The sequence below is a fragment of the Pseudomonas sp. PDM31 genome (assembly GCF_019218965.1).
GTDB lineage: Bacteria > Pseudomonadota > Gammaproteobacteria > Pseudomonadales > Pseudomonadaceae > Aquipseudomonas.
In genome coordinates this window covers 455,317-474,758 of record NZ_JAHUWS010000002.1, presented here as the reverse complement: position 1 = coordinate 474,758, position 19,442 = coordinate 455,317, and the positions used below count along the sequence as shown (strand labels likewise).

The 19,442-nt window shown below is 60.3% G+C and carries 25 protein-coding genes; 18 read left to right on the top strand and 7 right to left on the bottom strand.

The annotated features are described in order from the left end of the window. Positions 1-128 precede the first annotated feature (128 nt). Genes KW839_RS05425 through pilG form a run of 3 tightly spaced genes read right to left on the bottom strand, consistent with a single transcriptional unit; the run spans position 129 to position 1,506 of the window. Complete coding sequence (locus tag KW839_RS05425) at positions 129-668, bottom strand: chemotaxis protein CheW (RefSeq protein WP_060542399.1); 540 nt, start codon at positions 666-668, stop codon at positions 129-131. A gap of 10 nt (positions 669-678) precedes the next feature. Next, positions 679-1,044 (bottom strand): twitching motility response regulator PilH, encoded by a 366-nt coding sequence (gene pilH, locus KW839_RS05420; protein WP_060542929.1) that lies wholly within the window; start codon positions 1,042-1,044, stop codon positions 679-681. A 57-nt stretch (positions 1,045-1,101) separates the two neighbouring features. Beyond that, positions 1,102-1,506 (bottom strand): twitching motility response regulator PilG, encoded by a 405-nt coding sequence (gene pilG / locus KW839_RS05415; protein ID WP_060542400.1) that lies wholly within the window; start codon positions 1,504-1,506, stop codon positions 1,102-1,104. A 359-nt stretch (positions 1,507-1,865) separates the two neighbouring features. Between pilG and gshB the strand changes: the two genes are divergently transcribed. The 7 genes from gshB to KW839_RS05380 all read left to right on the top strand — a co-directional run bounded on the left by gshB (position 1,866) and on the right by KW839_RS05380 (position 7,943). Continuing rightward, complete coding sequence (gene gshB / locus KW839_RS05410) at positions 1,866-2,837, top strand: glutathione synthase (RefSeq protein ID WP_060542401.1); 972 nt, start codon at positions 1,866-1,868, stop codon at positions 2,835-2,837. 64 nt (positions 2,838-2,901) lie between these two features. Further along, positions 2,902-3,801, top strand: a complete 900-nt coding sequence (locus tag KW839_RS05405; protein WP_218423650.1) for an energy transducer TonB — start codon at positions 2,902-2,904, stop codon at positions 3,799-3,801. 248 nt (positions 3,802-4,049) lie between these two features. Continuing rightward, positions 4,050-4,622 carry a YqgE/AlgH family protein gene (locus KW839_RS05400; protein ID WP_060542403.1) on the top strand — a complete coding sequence of 191 codons (573 nt, stop codon included), beginning with the start codon at positions 4,050-4,052 and terminating at the stop codon, positions 4,620-4,622. After that, complete coding sequence (gene ruvX, locus KW839_RS05395; protein ID WP_060542404.1) at positions 4,622-5,059, top strand: Holliday junction resolvase RuvX; 438 nt, start codon at positions 4,622-4,624, stop codon at positions 5,057-5,059. Before KW839_RS05400 ends, ruvX begins: the two co-directional genes overlap by 1 nt. A gap of 80 nt (positions 5,060-5,139) precedes the next feature. Beyond that, positions 5,140-5,643: a bifunctional pyr operon transcriptional regulator/uracil phosphoribosyltransferase PyrR gene (gene pyrR / locus KW839_RS05390; RefSeq protein ID WP_060542405.1), complete on the top strand. Its 504-nt coding sequence runs from the start codon at positions 5,140-5,142 to the stop codon at positions 5,641-5,643. 27 nt (positions 5,644-5,670) lie between these two features. After that, complete coding sequence (locus tag KW839_RS05385) at positions 5,671-6,675, top strand: aspartate carbamoyltransferase catalytic subunit (protein ID WP_017341269.1); 1,005 nt, start codon at positions 5,671-5,673, stop codon at positions 6,673-6,675. Then, a complete protein-coding gene (locus tag KW839_RS05380) occupies positions 6,672-7,943 on the top strand; it encodes a dihydroorotase (protein WP_218423649.1) in 1,272 nt (423 codons plus the stop codon). The genes KW839_RS05385 and KW839_RS05380 overlap by 4 nt, the downstream gene beginning before the upstream one ends. A gap of 94 nt (positions 7,944-8,037) precedes the next feature. Here the strand turns inward: KW839_RS05380 and KW839_RS05375 are convergent, their stop codons facing one another. Continuing rightward, positions 8,038-8,469: a TM2 domain-containing protein gene (locus KW839_RS05375; RefSeq protein ID WP_060542407.1), complete on the bottom strand. Its 432-nt coding sequence runs from the start codon at positions 8,467-8,469 to the stop codon at positions 8,038-8,040. A gap of 250 nt (positions 8,470-8,719) precedes the next feature. Between KW839_RS05375 and KW839_RS05370 the strand changes: the two genes are divergently transcribed. Continuing rightward, on the top strand, positions 8,720-9,340 hold the full coding sequence (locus KW839_RS05370) for a C40 family peptidase (protein WP_060542408.1): 621 nt from the start codon (positions 8,720-8,722) through the stop codon (positions 9,338-9,340). A 144-nt stretch (positions 9,341-9,484) separates the two neighbouring features. On the opposite strand, the gene KW839_RS05365 is transcribed toward KW839_RS05370, so the two are convergent. Next, the gene (locus KW839_RS05365) at positions 9,485-10,519 is read right to left on the bottom strand and encodes a type IV pilus twitching motility protein PilT (protein WP_218423648.1); all 1,035 of its coding nucleotides are present in this window, start codon (positions 10,517-10,519) and stop codon (positions 9,485-9,487) included. Positions 10,520-10,575: 56 nt separating this feature from the next. Between KW839_RS05365 and KW839_RS05360 the strand changes: the two genes are divergently transcribed. The 10 genes from KW839_RS05360 to KW839_RS05315 all read left to right on the top strand — a co-directional run bounded on the left by KW839_RS05360 (position 10,576) and on the right by KW839_RS05315 (position 17,748). Then, positions 10,576-11,262: a YggS family pyridoxal phosphate-dependent enzyme gene (locus KW839_RS05360; protein WP_218423647.1), complete on the top strand. Its 687-nt coding sequence runs from the start codon at positions 10,576-10,578 to the stop codon at positions 11,260-11,262. A 33-nt stretch (positions 11,263-11,295) separates the two neighbouring features. Continuing rightward, on the top strand, positions 11,296-12,114 hold the full coding sequence (proC, locus tag KW839_RS05355) for a pyrroline-5-carboxylate reductase (RefSeq protein ID WP_218423646.1): 819 nt from the start codon (positions 11,296-11,298) through the stop codon (positions 12,112-12,114). A 24-nt stretch (positions 12,115-12,138) separates the two neighbouring features. Next, positions 12,139-12,726, top strand: coding sequence for a YggT family protein (locus tag KW839_RS05350; RefSeq protein ID WP_060542412.1), 588 nt, complete (start codon positions 12,139-12,141; stop codon positions 12,724-12,726). Next, a complete protein-coding gene (locus KW839_RS05345; protein WP_218423644.1) occupies positions 12,726-13,022 on the top strand; it encodes a DUF167 domain-containing protein in 297 nt (98 codons plus the stop codon). Before KW839_RS05350 ends, KW839_RS05345 begins: the two co-directional genes overlap by 1 nt. 370 nt (positions 13,023-13,392) lie before the next feature. Beyond that, the gene (locus KW839_RS05340) at positions 13,393-14,532 is read left to right on the top strand and encodes a homoserine O-acetyltransferase (protein WP_218423642.1); all 1,140 of its coding nucleotides are present in this window, start codon (positions 13,393-13,395) and stop codon (positions 14,530-14,532) included. Positions 14,533-14,539: 7 nt separating this feature from the next. Then, entirely contained in the window at positions 14,540-15,160 is a 621-nt protein-coding gene (gene metW / locus KW839_RS05335) for a methionine biosynthesis protein MetW (RefSeq protein WP_060542415.1), read from the top strand. Positions 15,161-15,185: 25 nt separating this feature from the next. Then, positions 15,186-15,620: a DUF4426 domain-containing protein gene (locus KW839_RS05330; RefSeq protein ID WP_218423641.1), complete on the top strand. Its 435-nt coding sequence runs from the start codon at positions 15,186-15,188 to the stop codon at positions 15,618-15,620. After that, on the top strand, positions 15,617-16,213 hold the full coding sequence (gene rdgB / locus KW839_RS05325; RefSeq protein ID WP_060542417.1) for an RdgB/HAM1 family non-canonical purine NTP pyrophosphatase: 597 nt from the start codon (positions 15,617-15,619) through the stop codon (positions 16,211-16,213). Before KW839_RS05330 ends, rdgB begins: the two co-directional genes overlap by 4 nt. Next, on the top strand, positions 16,210-17,415 hold the full coding sequence (hemW, locus tag KW839_RS05320) for a radical SAM family heme chaperone HemW (protein WP_060542418.1): 1,206 nt from the start codon (positions 16,210-16,212) through the stop codon (positions 17,413-17,415). The genes rdgB and hemW overlap by 4 nt, the downstream gene beginning before the upstream one ends. Before the next feature lie 9 nt (positions 17,416-17,424). Next, a complete protein-coding gene (locus KW839_RS05315) occupies positions 17,425-17,748 on the top strand; it encodes a DUF3392 domain-containing protein (RefSeq protein WP_060542419.1) in 324 nt (107 codons plus the stop codon). 130 nt (positions 17,749-17,878) lie between these two features. Here the strand turns inward: KW839_RS05315 and trmB are convergent, their stop codons facing one another. Together trmB and KW839_RS05305 are read right to left on the bottom strand one after the other, a co-directional pair. Continuing rightward, the gene (gene trmB, locus KW839_RS05310) at positions 17,879-18,604 is read right to left on the bottom strand and encodes a tRNA (guanosine(46)-N7)-methyltransferase TrmB (RefSeq protein WP_060542420.1); all 726 of its coding nucleotides are present in this window, start codon (positions 18,602-18,604) and stop codon (positions 17,879-17,881) included. A 9-nt stretch (positions 18,605-18,613) separates the two neighbouring features. Then, complete coding sequence (locus KW839_RS05305; RefSeq protein ID WP_060542421.1) at positions 18,614-19,408, bottom strand: thiazole synthase; 795 nt, start codon at positions 19,406-19,408, stop codon at positions 18,614-18,616. Positions 19,409-19,442 lie beyond the last annotated feature (34 nt).

Genomic DNA, 19,442 nt, shown 5'->3' with positions numbered 1-19,442 from the left:
AGACTTACCGAGGGCCCCTGTGGGAGCGGGCTTGCTCGCGAATTCGCTCACTCCTTCAACAGTGAAGCTGACCGACGCACCGCTTTCGCGAGCAAGCCCGCTCCCACATTGGATCTGTGTTGCTGCTGTCACACCGCGACATTCATGAACCCCTGGGACCGCACCAACGCAAACGGGCTGAACACCCGCCAGCACTTCTCACGGGCAAACCGCCCCTGGATAAACGCCGCCATCGCTCCCCGCAACTCGTGGGCCGGCACTGGCTCCAGAGTGTCCCGGGCAAAGTGCTGCAGGCCGAAAACTTCATCGACTATCAAGCCGGCAAATACGTCTTCATGCTCAACCACCAACACCCGCCGCTGCCGACGCACCGCTGACAGCTCATAGCCCAAGAAACCGGACAGATCCATGATCGGCAGCAGCCGCCCGCGCAAGTTGGCCACACCTTTGACCCATGGTTTCACTCCCGGCAGCTGCGTGAAGCGTGGCTCGTGCAACACTTCACCGACTTCGCCCATGGGCGCCACGTACCAGTGTTCACCCAGGCGAAATCCAATGCCGCTCCAGCTGTCCCGGCGAGTCGGCTGGGACGGCAGGTCCGCCGCCAGCAGACGACAGCGCCGGTCGATTTGCAGCAACAGTTCGAAAGCCGTCAGCGACTCGCTCATGGGCAGTCGATCAACCGGCCAGCACGTTGTTCAGGGTTTTGATCAGGGTCTCTTCATCGACTGGTTTGGTCAGGTAGTCCCTGGCCCCCTGGCGCGTGCCCCAGACCTTGTCGGTTTCCTGATCCTTGGTGGTGATGATGATCACCGGGATGTGCCCGGTATCCGGGTCTTTGGTCAACTGACGAGTCGCCTGGAAGCCGTTGAGGCCTGGCATCACAATGTCCATCAGGACCGCATCGGGCTTTTCCTGGCGGGCCAGGGCCACGCCGTCGGCACCGTTTTCGGCTTTCAGGACTTCATGACCGTGCTTTTCCAGCATGCCGGTCAATTTGTACATTTCAGTCGGCGAATCATCAACGATCAGAATACGTGCCATTTTCTTCCCCATTCTTATAGACGCCAGGCCCGATGGCCGAACGTCACTGTGAGCGTCCTACTGCGGCAAAACGGCGGCGAAGCCAGGAACATGGGCCTGGATCGCATCAAGCAACTCTTCCTTGCTGAACGGCTTGGTCAAAAACTGATCGGAGCCGACGATGCGCCCCTTGGCCTTGTCGAACAGCCCGTCCTTGGACGACAGCATGATCACTGGCGTGGACTTGAATGCACTGTTGTTCTTGATCAGCGCGCAGGTCTGATAGCCATCAAGGCGCGGCATCATGATATCGACGAAGATGATGCCGGGATGATTGTCGGCGATCTTGGCCAGGGCATCGAAGCCGTCGATGGCCGTGATGACCTCGCAACCGACGTTCTTCAACAACGTTTCGGCGGTGCGGCGAATCGTCTTCGAATCGTCGATCACCATGACCTTCAAGGCGTTGGGGTGCTGTTCCATATCCGCTCTTCCGTCGCCTTTACGAATCAATTTGTCCGCTTTTGGGTAATCGGTGGCTCGAAACCCTTGATACTCAAGGGCCAGCACGACATGGCAGTCTTTTTAGCACAGTCTCCAAATCCAATCTATCAGGCGACCGGCGCAGTGGTTTTTCCTTGACCGGGAACAGACTCAGCGCCAATCTGACGCCACTTTTATACGGCCCTGCGCTGTTTTTCCTGTAGGAGCGAGCACGCTCGCGATGGACGTCAACGCTAACGCGCAAAACCTGGTGCCCCGCGGTGTACCTGGGTTCATCGCGAGCACGCTCGCCCCTACAGGAATTCGGTATCTGCCCCCAAATTTTCGAGGAAAACCCAATGAGCGTTCGCGTCGGGATTGTCATGGACCCTATCGCCAGCATCTCCTATAAAAAGGATAGCTCGCTGGCCATGCTGCTGGCCGCGCAGAAGCGCGGCTGGGAACTGTTCTATATGGAACAGCGCGACTTGTACCAGGCCGAAGGCCAGGCCCGGGCGCGGATGCGGCCGCTGCAGGTTTTCGCCAATCCGGAAAAATGGTTCGAACTGGGCGCTGAAAACGACGCGCTGCTGAGCGATCTGGACGTGATCCTGATGCGCAAGGATCCACCGTTCGACATGGAATTCGTCTATTCAACCTATTTGCTGGAGCAGGCCGAGGCCGCCGGCGTACTGGTGGTCAACAAGCCGCAAAGCCTGCGCGATTGCAATGAAAAGCTGTTCGCCACGCTGTTCCCGCAGTGCACACCGCCGACCATCGTCAGCCGTCGCCCGGACGTGCTGCGCGAATTCGCCGACCATCATGGCGATGTGATTCTCAAGCCGCTGGACGGCATGGGCGGCTCTTCGATCTTTCGCCACACCGCCGGCCACCCGAACCTCTCGGTGATCCTTGAAACCCTGACCCTGCACGGTCAGCAACAGATCATGATCCAGGGCTACCTGCCGGCCATCGTCGATGGTGACAAGCGCATCCTGATGATCGACGGCGAACCGGTGGATTACTGCCTGGCGCGGATTCCGGCCGCTGGCGAAACCCGAGGCAACCTGGCCGCCGGTGGCCGTGGCGAAGCCCGCCCGTTGACCGACAAGGATCGCTGGATCGCCGCCCAAGTGGGCCCGACCCTGCGTGAAAAAGGCCTGTTGTTCGTCGGTCTGGACGTCATCGGCGAGCATCTGACCGAAATCAACGTCACCAGCCCGACCTGCATACGCGAAATTGATAATGCGTTCGGCACAGACATTGGCGGCATGCTCATGGATGCCATTGAGAAGAAGCTGCAAGCTGCAAGCTCCAAGTCGCAAGCTTGAAGCTAAAAACCAACATTGCGCTATCATGCCGGGCTTGTAAAAGCGCGATGTTGGTTTTTTTGTCATGACACTCCCGTCCGATCTGCCCGCAGAACTCGCCCATCATGGCGTGCGTCCGGCCGATCGCCTCGGTTTTACCCTGTTTCTCGCGGCACTGATCCACCTGGCCTTGCTTTTGGGCGTCGGGTTTGCAGTGGTCGAGCCCAAACAGGTCAGCAAAACCCTGGAAATCACCCTCGCCACCTTCAAAAGCGAAAAGAAGCCGGAAAAAGCTGACTTTCTCGCCCAGGAGAATCAGCAAGGCAGCGGCACGCTGGATAAAAAGGCGATTCCCAAGACCACTGAGATAGCGCCGTTCCAGGACAACAAGGTGCAGAAGGTCACGCCACCGCCGGCCGCCAAGCCTGAAGTCCAGGACGCCCCGCCCAAGGCAGCGGTGACCACGGTCGCGCCAAAACCGAAAAAAGCCCCCGCGAAAACCGAAGAACCCAAAGTCCAGGCCAAACCCCAGGTCCAGGCACCGACGTTCGACAGCGAACAGTTGTCCAGCGACATCGCCAGTCTGGAAGCGGAATTGGCCAACGAACAGCAGCTGTACGCCAAACGCCCGCGCATCCATCGCCTGAGCGCCGCCTCGACCATGCGCGACAAGGGTGCCTGGTACAAAGACGAATGGCGCAAGAAAGTCGAGCGCATTGGCAACCTCAACTACCCCGACGAAGCACGGCGCAAGCAGATCTACGGTAATTTGCGCCTGATGGTGTCGATCAACCGCGACGGCTCGCTGTACGAAGTGCTGGTACTGGAGTCTTCCGGGCAACCGCTGCTGGACCAGGCGGCGCAACGCATCGTCAGGCTTGCTGCGCCTTTTGCGCCGTTTACCGGAGATCTGTCGGACATCGACCGACTGGAAATCATCCGCACCTGGAAGTTTGCCCGCGGCGACCGGCTTTCAAGCAACTGACACCCCACAAATCCCCTGTGGGAGCGGGCTTGTGTGGCGAGGGGGCTTGTCGGAACGCCGCATCGCCCCGCTGGACTACGCAGTAGTCCCAGATTACTGTTTTGGGGCCGCTTCGCGGCCCAACGGGGGCAAGCCCCCTCGCCACACAAGCCCGCTCCCACACTTGTGATCGATTGATAACTGAATCGGGGCATTTCCTGCGCATCCGCAGCTTGTCAGTTCGCCCCTCCAACGCCACACTAGCGCACATGAAAAACGTCAGCCCCAGCTACCTCAAGCATCAATTCCTGATCGCCATGCCGCACATGGCCGACCCGAACTTTGCGCACACCTTGACCTATATCGTCGAGCACACGGCCAATGGTGCCATGGGGCTGGTGGTCAACCGCCCGCAAGATCTGAATCTGGCCGACATTCTTGAGCAATTGCGCCCGGATATCGAACCGCCTGCGCTCTGCCAGCATGTGCCGATCTTCATCGGCGGCCCGGTGCAGACCGACCGCGGTTTCGTCCTGCACCCCAAGGGGCAGAGCTATCAGGCGACCGTTGATCTGCAAGACGAGTTGTCCCTGTCGACCTCCCAGGACGTGCTGTTTGCCATCGCCGATGGCGTCGGACCAGCGAAAAGCCTGATCGCCCTCGGCTACGCCGGCTGGGAAGCCGGGCAACTGGAAGCCGAACTGGCCCAGAACGCCTGGCTGAACTGCCCGTTCGAAGCCGACATCCTGTTCAACACCAGCAGCGAACTGCGCCTGGAAGCGGCCGCCAGGCACCTGGGCGTCAATCTCAGCCTGCTGACCAGCCAGGCGGGGCACGCCTGATGGCCCTGCGGCTGATTCTGGGATTCGACTACGGCACCAAACAGATCGGCGTTGCGGTCGGCCAGGTGATTACCGGGCAGGCCCGTGAACTGTGCACCTTGAAGGCGCAGAACGGCATTCCCGACTGGAACCAGATCGAGGCCCTCATCAAGGAGTGGAAACCCGATGCCGTGGTGGTCGGACTGCCCTTGAACATGGACGGCACGCCCAGCGACATGTGTGCCCGTGCGGAAAAATTCGCCCGGCGCTTGAACGGTCGCTTCAACCTGCCCTTTTATACCCATGATGAACGCCTGACCACCTACGAGGCCAAGGGCGAACGCCTGGCCCGGGGTGGGCAGAAAGGCAGTTACCGCGACAACCCGGTCGATGCCATTGCCGCCGCCCTGCTGCTGCAAGGCTGGCTCGACGAAAACAGCGAGCTGTTCGAATCCTGAAGAGCCGTCTTGACGCCTCTCTATAGTGACAACCCGAGCCCCCAAGCAACAACCCGGCTCGGGCCCAAGAAGGAGCAACCATGAGCCTGCCCAATCCCGCCGAACTGATCAGCCAGATGGCCACCGATCTCAAGGCACACCTGGAACTGCGCGGCATCAGCGAACCGCGCTTCATCGGTATCCGTAGCGGCGGTGTCTGGGTCGCTCAAGCCTTGCTCAAGGAACTGGGCAGCCATTCGCCCCTCGGCACCCTCGACGTTTCTTTTTATCGCGACGACTTCAGCCAGAACGGCCTGCACCCTCAGGTGCGCCCTTCGGCCCTGCCGTTCGAAATCGAAGGCCAGCATCTGGTGCTTATCGATGACGTGCTGATGAGCGGCCGTACCATCCGCGCCGCCATGAACGAACTCTTCGATTACGGACGCCCGGCCAGCATCACACTGGTGTGCCTGCTGGACCTGGACGCCGCCGAGCTGCCGATTCGCCCGAACGTGGTCGGAGCTACCCTGAGTCTGGCCGCCCACGAGCGGGTGAAGCTGTCCGGCCCCGAGCTTGCGCTCGAGCTGCAAGACCTCGCCCTTTAATTCGCCCTATTGAGAGTCCCCCTTGCGATGACGCCTCTAGAAACCAAGCGCCCGCTGCAGCTCAATGATCAGGGCCAACTGCGCCACTTCCTCTCGCTCGACGGTTTGCGCCGCGAGCTGCTGACGGAAATCCTCGATACCGCCGACTCGTTCCTCGAAGTCGGCGCCCGGGCGGTCAAGAAAGTCCCGTTGTTGCGCGGCAAGACCGTGTGCAACGTGTTCTTCGAGAACTCCACCCGCACCCGCACCACCTTTGAACTGGCGGCCCAGCGGCTGTCGGCGGACGTGATCACCCTGAACGTGTCGACCTCGTCGGCCAGCAAGGGCGAAACCCTGCTCGACACCCTGCGCAACCTGGAAGCCATGGCCGCCGACATGTTTGTCGTGCGTCACGGTGACTCCGGTGCCGCGCACTTCATCGCCGAACATGTGTGCCCGCAAGTGGCGATCATCAACGGTGGCGACGGTCGTCACGCCCACCCGACCCAGGGCATGCTCGACATGCTCACCATCCGTCGACACAAGGGCGGTTTCGAAAACCTCTCGGTAGCCATCGTCGGTGACATCCTGCACTCGCGGGTCGCACGCTCGAACATGCTCGCGCTGAAAACCCTCGGTTGCCCGGACATCCGCGTGATCGCGCCGAAAACCCTGCTGCCGATCGGCATCGAGCAATACGGCGTGAAGGTCTATACCGACATGGCCGAAGGCCTGAAAGACGTCGACGTGGTGATCATGTTGCGCCTGCAACGCGAACGCATGGCCGGCGGCCTGCTGCCGAGCGAAGGCGAGTTCTACCGCCTGTTCGGCCTGACCACCGCACGCCTGGCCGGCGCAAAGCCGGATTGCATCGTCATGCACCCGGGGCCGATCAACCGTGGCGTGGAGATTGAGTCGGCGGTAGCCGACGGCCCGCATTCGGTGATCCTCAACCAGGTCACCTACGGTATTGCCATTCGTATGGCCGTTTTGTCCATGGCCATGAGCGGACAGACTGCGCAGCGCCAATTCGAACAGGAGAACGCCCAGTGAAGCTCAGCATTCTCGGCGCACGCGTAATCGACCCGGCCAGCGGCCTGGATCAAGTCACCGATATCCACATCGAAGCCTGCAAGATCGTCGCCATTGGTGCGGCGCCGGCCGGTTTTGTCGCCATCGACACGCTCGACGCCAACGGCCTGGTCGCCGCCCCTGGCCTGGTCGACCTCAATGTCGCCCTGCGCGAGCCGGGCTACAGCCGCAAAGGCTCGATCATCAGCGAAACCCGTGCCGCGGCAGCCGGCGGTGTCACCAGCCTGTGCTGCCCGCCAAAAACCAAACCGGTACTGGACACCTCGGCCGTGGCCGAACTGATCCTCGACCGCGCGCGCGAGGCCGGCAACACCAAAGTCTTCCCGATCGGCGCCCTGAGCAAAGGCCTGGACGGCGAACAGCTTGCAGAGCTCGTGGCACTGCGCGATGCCGGCTGCGTGGCCTTCGGCAACGGCCTGGAGAGCTTCCGCAACACCCGCACCCTGTGTCGGGCACTGGAATACGCGGCGACTTTCGACCTGACGGTGATTTTCAACTCTCAGGACCATGACCTGGCCGAAGGTGGCCTGGCCCATGAAGGCCCGACCGCAAGCTTCCTCGGCTTGCCGGGCATTCCGGAAACCGCCGAGACCGTGGCTCTTGCCCGGGACCTGCTGCTGGTCGAGCAAAGCGGTGTGCGCGCACACTTCAGCCAACTCACCAGCGCTCGCGGCGTAGCCCTGATTGCCCAGGCCCAGGCCCGTGGGCTGCCAGTGACTGCCGATGTGGCGTTGTATCAGCTGATCCTGACCGATGAAGCCCTGATCGACTTCAGCAGCCTCTATCACGTGCAACCACCGCTTCGCACCCGTGCCGACCGCGACGGACTGCGTGCCGCCGTGAAGTCCGGGGTGATCTCGGCCATCTCCAGCCATCACCAGCCCCACGAGCGCGACGCCAAGCTGGCCCCCTTCGGTGCTACCGAGCCGGGCATCAGCAGTGTCGAGTTGCTGCTGCCGCTGGCGATGACCCTGGTGGAAGACGGCTTGCTGGACTTGCCGACACTGCTGGCACGCTTGAGTGCCGGTCCTGCCGAGGCCTTGCGCCTGCCGGCGGGCAAATTGGCGGTGGGGGGCGCTGCAGACATCGTGCTGTTCGACCCTGCGGCTTCGACCGTTGCCGGTGAAACCTGGCTGTCCAAGGGCGAAAACTGCCCGTTCATCGGTCACAGCCTGCCGGGCGTAGTGCGCTACACCCTGGTGGATGGCCGGATCAGCCACCAGGCGTAAGACCGCGTCGCCTCAATCGCCAGCAGGGCTGGCTCCCACACAGGATCTGTGAACGACACAAATCCCCTGTGGGAGCTAGTCTGCTAGCGATGACTTACTGGAAGGCGCGTCTATTCTGCGCGTTGCGCAGCGACACTTGATCATTCAGCGTCCAGAAGTCATACAGGATCCCGATAAAGAACAAGCCGCCCGTCAGCAGGTACAGCAAGCCGCTGATCCACTTGCCCTGATACATCCGATGCACCCCGAACACCCCGAGAAACGTCAGCAGAATCCACGCCACGTTGTATTCGATCGGCCCGGCGGTAAACCGCAGGTCTGCCTCACGGTCCATGGCCGGGATCAGAAACAGGTCGATCAGCCAGCCGATACCCAGCAAACCGAAGGTGAAGAACCAGATCGTCCCGGTCACCGGCTTGCCGTAATAAAAACGGTGAGCGCCGGTAAAACCCAAAATCCACAGCAGATAACCGATGACTTTGCTGTGGGTATCTTGCTGCGCGACAGACTGTTGATAGGGGTTCATTGATGACCTCGAGGCAGACGATAGATAAATATTGTTTATTTCTTTGTGACTTTTTTACGGGTTGCCGACGTATGGCTATTACCGCTTTCACCACTGTCAAACCCTTGTAACACGCGACTTCTGTCCGACAATTGCGTCAATTTGCCGCTTCTTTGCCGCTGTTGACCCCCAGGTTGAATCGACCAACGGCCTCGGAAGGGACAAAAAAGCTGTTATAAAGTTGCGCGTTCACCTATTCGAGCCCTGCCTAATGCGTCCATTTTTCAAGACATGGCTAACCATTTGCCTTTTGATGCCACTGGCCGCCCACGCCACCAATCGTGAGCAACGTCTTCCAAACGTTAATGGTTACACCCCAAAATCTCATGCTTCTGCTCCTTCGAACAAAAGCACAAAACCGGTCAAGCAAGCGCCTCAGCTGAGCAGCAGCAAGAGCAGCCTTGTCCCGCCAATGGCGAGCAAGGAAAGCAGTAACGTGCTGAGCCGCGCTGTGAACGTCCTCGGTACTCCGTATCGTTGGGGCGGCAGCAGTCCAAGTAAAGGCTTCGATTGCAGCGGTCTGGTCAAATATGCGTTCGACGACGCCAGCTTTGATCTTCCTCGCACCTCCAATGCCATGGCCAGCGGTCATGGGGAGAAGGTAGATCGTGAAGACTTGAAGCCGGGCGACCTGATTTTCTTCAACATCAAGAGCCGCCGGGTCAATCATGTTGCCATCTACCTGGGCAACGACCGCTTTATCCACGCACCACGCCGTGGCAAGTCGGTATCCATCGACACCCTGAAGAAACCGTACTGGGAAAAACACTACGTGGTTGCCAAGCGGGTTCTGCCGAAAGAACAGAACCAGATGCGGGTTGTTCAGCGTTGATCTGACTGTCCGGGGTAACCCTTGGAATCGCTTTGAGCATGCCGGCCCATTCGCGAGCAAGCCCGCTCCCACAAGGATTGGTATAGTCCATGTGGGAGCGGGCTTGCTCGCGAAGGCGTCTTTGAAAAGCCCTGCAACTCCCCCTCAGAAGTTATCCGGCGAGCGCGCCTTCTCCCGCGCATGCTCACGACTGACCAGCCCCCTGGTCACCAAATCCTTCAAACTCATATCCAGCGTCTGCATCCCCAGCGAGCCTCCCGCCTGAATCGCTGAGTACATCTGCGCCACTTTGTCCTCCCGGATGAGGTTACGGATCGCTGATGTCCCCAGCATGATCTCCCGGGCCGCAATGCGCCCGCCCCCGATTTTCTTGACTAGTGTCTGGGACACCACCGCCAGCAACGATTCAGAGAGCATCGAGCGCACCATCGACTTCTCGTCCCCCGCAAATACATCCACCACCCGGTCAATGGTCTTGGCCGCCGAAGTGGTGTGCAGCGTGCCGAATACCAAATGCCCGGTTTCGGCGGCGGTCAACGCCAGGCGAATGGTTTCCAGGTCACGCAATTCCCCCACCAGGATCACGTCCGGGTCTTCGCGCAACGCCGAGCGCAGGGCTGTGGCGAAACTGCGGGTATCGCGGTGGACTTCACGCTGATTGATCAGGCATTTGCGCGGTTCATGAACGAATTCAATCGGATCTTCAATGGTGAGGATGTGGTGATGACGATGGCTGTTGAGGTAATCGATCATCGCCGCCAACGTGGTGGACTTGCCGGACCCCGTCGGACCGGTCACCAGCACCAGGCCGCGCGGAGCATCGGTCATTTTGCGGAACACTTCCCCCATGCCCAGTTCGTCCATGCTCCGCACTTTCGAGGGGATGGTGCGAAACACCGCGCCCGCGCCACGATTGTGGTTGAACGCATTGACCCGAAAGCGCGCGACGCCGGGCACCTCAAAGGAAAAATCGATTTCCAGGCGCTTCTCGAAGTCCACCCGCTGACTCTCGCTCATGACGCCATGGATCAGCGCCTGGACCTGTTCGTGGTCCAAGGCGGGCAAATGGATACGCCGAACATCACCGTCGACCCGAATCATCGGCGGCAGACCCGCAGAAAGGTGCAGGTCGGATGCGCCTTGTTCTGCGCTGAACGCCAGCAGTTCAGTGATATCCATAGCGCTCCTCAATTCCAGTAGAATGCCGCGAACCTTCAGACCGCTGGCGCTTCTTGATGTCCAACATAGCAGACAACATTCTTCAGGTTAGTTCGCGCATACATGCCGCAACACTTGCCGCCCGGCGCGACGAAAACAGCGTCCAGTTGCTGGCCGTGAGCAAGACCAAACCTGCGGTCGCGCTGCGCGAAGCCTATGCGGCCGGTCTGCGCGACTTTGGCGAAAACTATCTGCAGGAAGCCCTTGGCAAGCAGCTCGAACTGGCTGACCTGCCCTTGATCTGGCACTTCATCGGCCCCATTCAGTCGAACAAGACTCGCGCTATCGCCGAGCATTTCGCCTGGGTGCATTCCGTGGACCGCCTGAAAATCGCACAACGCCTGTCCGAACAACGCCCTGCCGACTTGCCACCCCTGAATATCTGCATCCAGGTCAACGTCAGTGGTGAAGCCAGCAAATCCGGTTGCAACCCGGCCGACCTGCCGGCCCTGGCCAATGCCATCAGCACCCTGCCGCGCCTGAAGTTACGCGGATTAATGGCGATTCCCGAGCCCACGGAAGATCGCGCGGCCCAGGATGTCGCGTTCGCTGCGGTACAAAACCTGCAAGCCAGCCTCGATCTGCCACTCGACACACTTTCCATGGGCATGAGCCACGACCTTGAGTCGGCCATTGCCCAAGGCGCCACCTGGGTTCGCATCGGTACAGCCCTGTTTGGTGCCCGCGATTATGGTCAGCCATGAAATGACGCACTCTTTCTTTTATAAGGACCTGACATGAGCAAGACACGCATTGCCTTTATCGGTGCCGGCAACATGGCCGCCAGCCTGATCGGCGGCCTGCGGGCCAAGGGTCTGGAAGCGGCGCAGATCCGCGCCAGCGATCCATATGAAGAAACCCGTACCCGGGTAAAAGCGGAACACGGCATTGAAGTATTTGCCGACAACGCCCAAGCCATTGAAGGCGCAGAGGTGATCGTCATGGCGGTCAAACCCCAGGCCATGAAAGCCGTGTGCGAAGCCATTCGGCCAAGCCTTGCTCCCGAACAGTTAGTGGTGTCGATCGCTGCCGGCATCACCTGCGCCAGCATGAACAACTGGCTCGGCAACCAGCCGATCGTGCGCTGCATGCCCAACACCCCGGCGCTGCTGCGTCAGGGCGTGAGCGGCTTGTTTGCCACGGCCCAGGTCACTGCTGAACAACGCCAGCAAGCACAAGAGCTGCTTTCGGCGGTCGGTATCGCCCTGTGGCTGGACCAGGAACAGCAACTGGACGCCGTCACTGCCGTTTCCGGTTCGGGGCCGGCGTACTTCTTCCTGCTGATCGAGGCCATGACCGCCGCCGGCGTGAAACTCGGCCTGCCAGCGGACATCGCCGCACAACTGACCCTGCAAACTGCCCTGGGTGCCGCTCACATGGCAGTTTCCAGCGACGTCGACGCCGCAGAGCTGCGCCGCCGCGTCACCTCGCCTGCGGGGACCACGGAAGCCGCAATCAAATCGTTCCAGGCCAATGGCTTTGAAGCCCTGGTAGAAAAAGCACTGGGTGCCGCTGCGCACCGCTCGGCCGAGATGGCTGAGCAACTCGGTCGCTAATCAGCTCTTACAAAGGAATCAAAGATGCTCGGACTCAATGACGCTGCCATTTTCATCATTAAAACCCTTGGCAGCCTGTACCTGCTGATCGTGCTGATGCGCTTCATCCTGCAACTGGTGAGGGCCAATTTTTACAACCCGCTCTGCCAGTTCATCGTCAAGGCTACTCAACCGCTGCTCAAACCACTGCGTCGAGTCATCCCCAGCATGTTCGGTCTGGACATGTCGTCGCTGGTGCTGGCGCTGATCCTGCAGATGCTGTTGATTGCCGTCATCCTGGCGCTCAAAGGCATCATGGTCGACCTGGTGCTGTTGGTGCCGTGGGCACTGATCGCGCTCTTCTCACTGTTTTTGAACATTCTGTTCTACGCGATGATCATCAGCGTAATTCTGTCCTGGGTAGCCCCGGGGAGCCACAATCCCGGCGCAGAGCTGGTGGCGCAGATTACTGAGCCGGTGCTTGCGCCGTTCCGCCGGATCATCCCGAACCTGGGTGGTCTCGACATTTCGCCGATCTTCGCGTTCATCGTGATCCAGCTGCTGCAAAGCTGGCTGATCCCACGCCTGGCGTTTTTTGCCTACATGCCCCAAGGGATGCTCGGCTTGATCTGATGAGCTACTTTCGCTGGGACGGTGACGACCTGATTCTGGAGTGTCACCTGCAACCGGCCGCCCGCAGCGATGATTTCTGCGGGCTGCACGGCGATCGCCTGAAAATCCGCCTGACCGCTCCGCCGGTCGAGGGCAAGGCCAATGCGTACCTGATGGCGTTTCTGGCCAAGGCGTTCGGGGTTTCCAAGAGTCAGGTCAGCTTGATCAGTGGCGAGTTGAACCGGCAGAAACGGGTACGGATCTGTTCGCCGAAGAAGTTGCCCGATTTGCCGGGGCTTGATGCGCGCACAACTTGAATGCGCGTCGCCGCCGCCCCTCACCCCAGCCCTCTCCCGAGGGAGATGGGGCCGATTTGTGGTGTTTTCGGATATTGAGTTCGACCGGGTATCTCAGGTCTTTGCAACTCATTTCAAGTCGGTCAGCCCCCTCGCCTATGCGGAGAGAGGGCTGGAATGAGGCGTTTTCAAAACTTGAGTTCGACTCGATATTTCAGGTCGATGCAACTCGTTTGAACAACTCGGTCAGTCCCCTCTCCCTCCGGGAGAGGGCTAGGGTGAGGGCAGCGCTTGCAAGCCATACACCCATTTACCAAACACCCCCGCCATTGCTTGCCGCTAACCCCACCGGTCTTTAGACTTACGCCTCATTTCAACGAGAGCAGGGTCGATGCCAGCTGCCTTTTCCCCCGATTCTGTTGGTCTGGTGACGCCGCAAGTGGCGCACTTCAGCGAAGCCCTGGCATTGGCCTGTGGTCGATCGCTCCCGGCCTATGACCTGATCTATGAAACCTACGGCACGCTGAACGCCACGGCGAGCAACGCCGTACTGATCTGTCACGCCTTGTCCGGTCACCACCATGCTGCTGGCTACCATAGCCCCGAAGACCGCAAACCGGGTTGGTGGGACAGCTGTATCGGACCCGGCAAGCCGATCGACACCAGCAAATTCTTCGTGGTCAGCCTGAACAACTTAGGCGGCTGCAACGGCTCCACTGGCCCGAGCAGTGTCAACCCCGAGACCGGCAAGCCATTCGGCGCCGACTTCCCGGTGCTGACCGTGGAAGACTGGGTGCACAGCCAGGCGCGCCTGGCCGACTTGCTCGGCATCGACCAATGGGCTGCGGTCATTGGTGGCAGCCTCGGCGGCATGCAAGCCCTGCAATGGACCATCACCTACCCGGACCGGGTACGCCACTGCCTGGCCATTGCCTCGGCACCCAAGCTGTCAGCGCAGAATATCGCCTTCAACGAAGTGGCGCGCCAGGCAATCCTCACCGACCCCGAGTTCCACGGCGGCTCGTTCCAGGAACACAGCGTGATCCCCAAGCGCGGGCTGATGCTGGCGCGCATGGTGGGGCACATCACCTACCTGTCCGACGACTCCATGGGCGAGAAATTCGGCCGCGGCCTCAAGAGTGAGAAGCTCAACTACGACTTCCACAGTGTCGAGTTCCAGGTCGAAAGCTATTTGCGCTATCAGGGTGAAGAGTTCTCCGGACGCTTCGACGCCAACACCTATCTGTTGATGACCAAGGCACTGGACTATTTCGATCCGGCGGCCAACTTCGACGATAACCTGGCAAAAACCTTCGAAAACGCCAAGGCGAAGTTCTGCGTGATGTCGTTCACCACCGACTGGCGATTCTCCCCTGCCCGTTCCCGGGAACTGGTGGACGCGCTGATGGCTGCGCGCAAAGACGTCTGCTACCTGGAGATCGACGCACCGCAAGGCCACGACGCCTTCCTGATTCCGATTCCGCGCTACTTGCAGGCCTTCGGCAATTACATGAACCGCATTACGTTGTGAGAAAGCCATGAGAGCTGATCTGGAAATCATCCAGGAATGGATCCCCGCCGGCAGTCGCGTGCTCGACCTCGGCTGTGGCGATGGCGAATTGTTGACCTGGCTGCGCGACAATAAGCAGGTCACCGGTTACGGCCTGGAAAACGACGCGGACAACATCGCCGAGTGCGTGGCCAAGGGCATTAACGTCATCGAACAGGACCTGGACAAGGGCCTGGGCAACTTCGCCAGCAACAGTTTCGATATCGTGGTCATGACCCAGGCGCTGCAAGCGGTGCACTACCCGGACAAGATCCTCGATGAAATGCTGCGCGTGGGCCGGCAGTGCATCATCACCTTCCCCAACTTCGGTCACTGGCGCTGCCGCTGGTACCTGGCAAGCAAGGGCCGGATGCCGGTTTCCGAGTTCCTGCCGTACACCTGGTACAACACGCCAAACATCCACTTTTGCACCTTCGCGGACTTTGAAGCCTTGTGTCGCGAACGTGAAGCCAAGGTCATTGATCGGCTGGCAGTGGATCAACAGCATCGACACGGGTGGGCCAGCAAGCTTTGGCCTAATCTGTTAGGTGAGATCGGTATCTACCGGGTCAGCAGCCCGGGGCTTGCAGACCACAAGGTAGCGGTCTGAATCACCCTATTTCGAGGAGAAGATCATGGGTCGTCTAGCACTGTTTTTACTCACTGCCTGCCTGAGCGCTACCGCCATGGCCGCTGACGTCATCAAGGGCGAGCGCCAGGAAACCTTCGGCGACGTGACGGTGCACTACAACACCTTCAATTCCACCTACCTGACGCCGGACATCGCCAAAGCGGCGGAGTTGGTGCGCAGCAAGAACCAGGGCGTGATCAACGTCTCGCTGATCAAGGAAGGCAAGCCGGTGATGGCGCAAGTCAGCGGCTCGGTCAAAGACCTGACCAGCCAGACCGTGCCACTGAAGTTCAAGCAGATCACCGAACAAGGGGCGATCTACTACATCGCGCAATTCCCGGTAGACCAGCAGGAAGTCCGCACCTTCGAGATCAAGGTGCAGAACGGTGACAAAATCAACACCATCAATTTCAACCAAGAGCTCTTCCCCGGCGAATGATCAACTTCACGCAACTCGTATTGGCCAGCCATAACGCCGGCAAACTCAAGGAACTCCAGGCCATGCTCGGCGACTCGGTGCAACTGCGCTCGATCGGCGAGTTCAGCAGCGTGGAACCGGAAGAAACCGGTCTGTCGTTCGTCGAGAACGCCATTCTCAAGGCCCGCAATGCCGCGCGCATCTCGGGCTTGCCGGCGCTGGCCGACGATTCCGGGCTGGCTGTGGATTTCCTCGGTGGTGCGCCGGGCATCTACTCGGCGCGTTATGCCGATGGCCAGGGCGATGCGGCGAACAACGCCAAACTGCTCGATGTCCTCAAAGACGTGCCTGAAGCCGAGCGCGGCGCACAGTTCGTCTGCGTGCTGGCGCTGGTGCGTCACGCCGATGACCCCCTGCCGATCCTCTGCGAAGGCTTGTGGCACGGCCGCATCCTGACCCAGGCCAGCGGCGAGCACGGTTTTGGCTACGACCCGCTGTTCTGGGTGCCGGAGCGCGATTGCTCCAGCGCCGAACTGAGCCCGGCCGACAAGAACCAGATCAGCCACCGCGCCCGCGCAATGGATCTGCTGCGCCAGCGTCTGGGCCTGAAATGACCGGCGAATCATCCGCGTCGTCGCTGATCTTCGGCGGCGCCGCGCAATCGCCTCGGGCGGCCCTGCCAGTGCTACCGCCCCTGGCGCTGTACATCCACATTCCGTGGTGCGTGCGCAAATGCCCGTATTGCGACTTCAACTCCCACACCGCAAGCAAGGTGCTGCCGGAAGAGGAGTATGTGGACGCCCTGCTGGCCGACCTCGATCAGGACCTGCATGCCGTTTACGGCCGCGAACTGAGCTCGATCTTCTTCGGCGGCGGTACTCCGAGCCTGTTCAGTGCTGCGGCATTGGGGCGACTGCTTAAAGGCGTGGAGCAGCGCATACCGTTTGCCCACGACATCGAAATCACCCTGGAAGCCAACCCCGGCACGTTCGAGCAGGAAAAGTTCGTCGCCTACCGGGCACTGGGTATCAATCGCCTGTCGATTGGCATCCAGAGCTTTCAGCAAGCGAAACTCGAGGCGCTGGGACGGATCCACAATGGTGACGAAGCCATCCGCGCCGCTGGCATGGCGCGTCAGGCAGGGTTCGATAACTTCAATCTGGACCTGATGCATGGCTTGCCCGATCAATCCCTGGACGATGCCTTGGGCGATCTGCGTCAAGCCATCGCCCTGAAACCGACGCACCTGTCGTGGTATCAGCTGACCCTGGAACCAAACACCGTGTTCTGGAACCAGCCGCCGACGCTGCCGGAAGACGACACGCTGTGGGACATCCAGGAAGCCGGGCAAGCGCTGCTGGCCGAACACGGTTACGCGCAATACGAAGTGTCGGCCTATGCCCTGCCCGGTCGTCCGGCGCGCCACAACCTCAATTACTGGAGTTTTGGCGACTTCATCGGCATTGGCGCGGGTGCCCATGGCAAGCTCAGCCATCCGGACGGGCGCATCATTCGCACCTGGAAGACCCGACTGCCGAAGGATTACCTGAATCCGGCGAAAAGCTTCCAGGCTGGCGAGAAAGCGCTGGGCAACGAAGAAATGCCGTTCGAGTTCCTGATGAACGCGCTGCGTCTGACTGAAGGCGTAGAATCGCGGCTGTACCCGGAACGTACCGGCATGAGCCTGCAAAGCCTTGCTGAAGGCCGCCTTGACGCCGAACAAAGCGGCTTGTTGCAGGTCGAACCGTCACGTCTGGTGGCCACCGAGCGCGGACAACTCTTTCTCAATGACTTGCTGCAGAATTTTCTGACATAAGGAAATCGAATGGACTTGGTACTCGACCTGCTCGCCACGGTATCGCGCTGGAGCCGCAGCAACCTCTCGGAAATTGCCCTGGCCCTGGTGGGCTGCCTGCTGGTGCTGTTTGGTGCGGACTTCAAAGGCTGGGTCGAACAACGCCTGGGCAGCATCGCCGGCGCCTTGCGCGTCCCGCTGATGTCCCTGCTGTGCATGATCGGCAGCGGTGCGGCGCTGATCTATGCTACGCCGTGGATCGTCAAGGGCTTGAGCCAGTTCAACAACTACAGCCTGGCGCCGGTGTTGTTGGTGGTGTTGGTGTTGATAGGCGTAGTAGCTGACCGCCGCTGATCCTGCGGCACATACAAAACAACTGTGGGAGCGGGCTTGCTCGCGAAGGTGGTGTGTCAGACACATTTATGTCAACTGACACACCACCTTCGCGAGCAAGCCCGCTCCCACATTTGATTTTGTGTGACGCTTAGGACTGTTTCTCGAACTTCAAATCCCAAACCCCATGCCCAAGCCGTTCGCCGCGGCGTTCAAACTTGGTGATCGGCCGCTCGGCCGGGCGCGGTACGCACTTGCCGTCTTCGGCCAGGTTGCGATAACCCGGCGCGACATTCATCACTTCCAGCATGTACTCGGCATACGGTTCCCAGTCGGTGGCCATGTGCAGAATACCGCCGACCTTCAGCTTGCTGCGCACCAGTTCGGCGAACGAAGCCTGAACGATACGACGCTTGTGGTGACGGCTCTTGTGCCATGGGTCCGGGAAAAACAGCATCAGGCGATCAAGGCTGTTGTCGGCCACACAGCGGTTGAGCACTTCGATCGCATCGCAATCGTAGACCCGCAGGTTGGTCAAACCCTGGGTGAGCACGCCGTTGAGCAGCGCGCCGACACCCGGACGGTGAACCTCGACGCCAATGAAATCCTGCTCCGGCGAGGCCGCTGCCATTTCCAGCAGCGAATGGCCCATGCCGAAACCGATTTCCAGCGAGCGCTTTGCTGCGCGACCGAACACCTGGTCGAAATCCACCGGGGCGTCAGCCAGCGGCAGCACGAACAGCGGCGTGCCCTGCTCCAGACCTTTTTGCTGGCCTTCGGTCATGCGCCCGGCGCGCATCACGAAACTCTTGATGCGGCGGTGTTGGCGCTCGTCGCCTTCTTCCGGCTGGATAGGCGTGTCGTTCGATTCAGTCATCAATGGCTCTTACTTGATCAGACCATCCAGCGGCGAAGAGGCGCTGGCATAGAGTTTTTTCGGCATGCGGCCGGCGAGGTAGGCCAGGCGGCCCGCAACGATGGCGTGTTTCATGGCTTCAGCCATCATGATCGGCTGTCCCGCGTGGGCGATGGCCGAATTCATCAGCACCGCGTCGCAGCCCAGCTCCATGGAGATGGTGGCGTCGGATGCGGTACCGACACCGGCATCCACCAGCACCGGAATTTTCGCTTCTTCGAGGATGATCTGCAGGTTGTACGGGTTGCAGATTCCCAGGCCGGAACCGATCAGACCGGCCAGCGGCATCACGGCGATACAGCCGATTTCCGCCAGTTGCCGGGCGATGATCGGGTCATCACTGGTGTAAACCATCACGTCAAAGCCTTCCTTGACCAGGGTTTCGGCGGCCTTGAGGGTTTCGATCACGTTGGGGAACAGGGTTTTCTGGTCGGCCAGCACTTCCAGCTTCACCAGATTGTGACCATCGAGCAGCTCACGGGCCAGGCGGCAGGTGCGCACGGCTTCGATCGCGTCGTAGCAACCGGCGGTGTTCGGCAGGAAGGTGTAGCGATCCGGCGACAGCACTTCGAGCAGGTTCGGCTCGCCCTCGATCTGGCCAAGGTTGGTGCGGCGCACGGCGAAGGTGACGATCTCGGCACCCGAGGCTTCGATGGCCAGGCGGGTTTCTTCCATGTCACGGTACTTGCCGGTACCAACCAGCAAACGCGACTGGTAAGTACGACCGGCCAGAACAAAAGGCTTGTCGCTACGAACGATGCTCATGGGGAATCCTCTTTAAGGGTGAGGGTCTTGCAGA